1 protein-coding gene is annotated in these 1690 nt (G+C 60.9%); it reads left to right on the top strand.

The window, feature by feature from the left end; genetic code table 11:
- Positions 1 to 104: 104 nt before the first annotated feature.
- A complete protein-coding gene (locus CFB43_RS37480) occupies positions 105 to 1595 on the top strand; it encodes an ISNCY family transposase (protein ID WP_089496927.1) in 1491 nt (496 codons plus the stop codon).
- The last annotated feature ends 95 nt before the right edge of the window (positions 1596 to 1690 follow it).

The following is a 1690-nucleotide window of genomic DNA, read 5'->3' as shown; positions in this document are numbered from 1 at the left end:
TTGTAGTGGCTAGATTGAAATGTCCGCTTTTGGCTACATAGAAATGTCCGCTTTCGGGCCGCGTAAGCTGTTCGGTCGCCGGGTGTCCGGCGCCGGAGGCTGCGATGGCTGTAACGGAACGGATCACGATGACGATGCGCGAACTGGACCGATTCAAGGTCATTCAGGATGTAGCCGACGGCAAGCTCAAGCCGTGGCGTGCTGCGGAACGGCTGGAGTTGACGACACGCCAGGTTCGCCGGCTGGTCGCCCGGTTGCGTGAGCACGGTCCGGCAGGTTTGGTATCAGGGCACCGAGCGAAGCCCGGCAATCGCCGCCTCGACCCGGGAGCTGCCGATCGGGCGCTGTCGATCATCCGCGATCGCTACGCCGATTTCGGGCCGACGTTGGCCTGCGAGAAGCTCTGGGAGTGTCACGGCATTGGGCTGGCCAAGGAGACGGTCAGGAAGCTGATGACGGACGCTGGCTTGTGGATTCCGCGTCGGCAGCGTCCGCCGAAGGTTTATCAGCCGCGAGCGCGTCGCGCATGCTTGGGCGAGTTGATCCAGATCGACGGCAGCGATCATCGATGGTTCGAGGAACGGGCACCGGCCTGCACGCTGCTGGTGTATGTGGACGATGCGACGAGCCGATTGATGATGCTGCACTTCACGCAGACCGAATCGACGTTCAGCTACTTCGAGGCCACGCGGACGTATATCGAACGCCATGGCAAGCCGGGAGCGTTCTACAGCGACAAGGCCAGCGTGTTCCGCAACGTGAAGCCGGGCAAGACTGGCAATCGCGTGACGCCGTTTGGCCGGGCGATGTACGAGCTGAACATCGACACGTTCTGCGCGAACAGCAGCTCGGCCAAGGGGCGCGTGGAGCGAGCGCACTTGACGTTGCAGGATCGATTGGTCAAGGAGATGCGATTGCGCGGCATCAACACGGTGGCCGACGCCAACGCTTACGCGCCCTCCTTCATGGTCGCCTACAACACGCGCTTCGCGAAGCCGCCAAAGAGCGACTTCAATGCGCACCGGCCGTTGCGGGCCAACGAGAGTCTGGACCGGGCGCTGACGTGGCGCGAGCCACGGAAGGTAACGAAGTCGCTCACGGTTCAGTACGACCGGGTGATGTACTTGCTGGACGATACGCCGGAGAACCGGAAGTTGATCGACCGTCAGATCGAGGTATGGGAGTACCCGGATGGGCGGATCGAGATTCGGGCTGACGATCGTGCGTTGAGCTGCAGGCAATACGATCGCCTGGCCGAAATCGATCAAGGTGCCGTCGTTGAGCACAAGCGTTTGAGCCATGTGCTACAGGTCGCCCAAGCGCTGCAGGCGCAACGCGATAACAGTCGAATCGGTAAAGCCCCGTCTCGAACGCATCGTGGCGACTCAACCCGGACCGACCGAAACGAACCCCAAGCGGGCAAGAAGAAGCAACGCGAGATCACGCAGGCCGACGTCGAGCATGTGATCGTGGAGCTGGCGCAACGTCGGCAAACCGCAAAGCCGCCAACCAAACCTGGCCGTCGGTCTGCAAAGGCTAGCGAAACAAACGTGAGCGCCCTGCCCGTTCAGGCGCCGACCTTCGACACTGCGTAATGCTCAAAACGAGGAAAAAGACGCAGCAAAAACAACCTTAAAACCGGACATTTTTAAATGGCTGGAAGGTGGACATCTGAATCCGGGTATGACAT

Source organism: Burkholderia sp. AU15512 (assembly GCF_002223325.1).
Lineage (GTDB): Bacteria > Pseudomonadota > Gammaproteobacteria > Burkholderiales > Burkholderiaceae > Burkholderia.
Note: the sequence above shows the minus strand (reverse complement) of the source record. Positions and strands in the feature narration are given on the sequence as shown.

Coding starts and splice junctions, on each gene's coding strand:
- CFB43_RS37480 (WP_089496927.1), top strand. CDS start 105: ATGGCTGTAACGGAACGGATCACGATGACGATGCGCGAACTGGACCGA.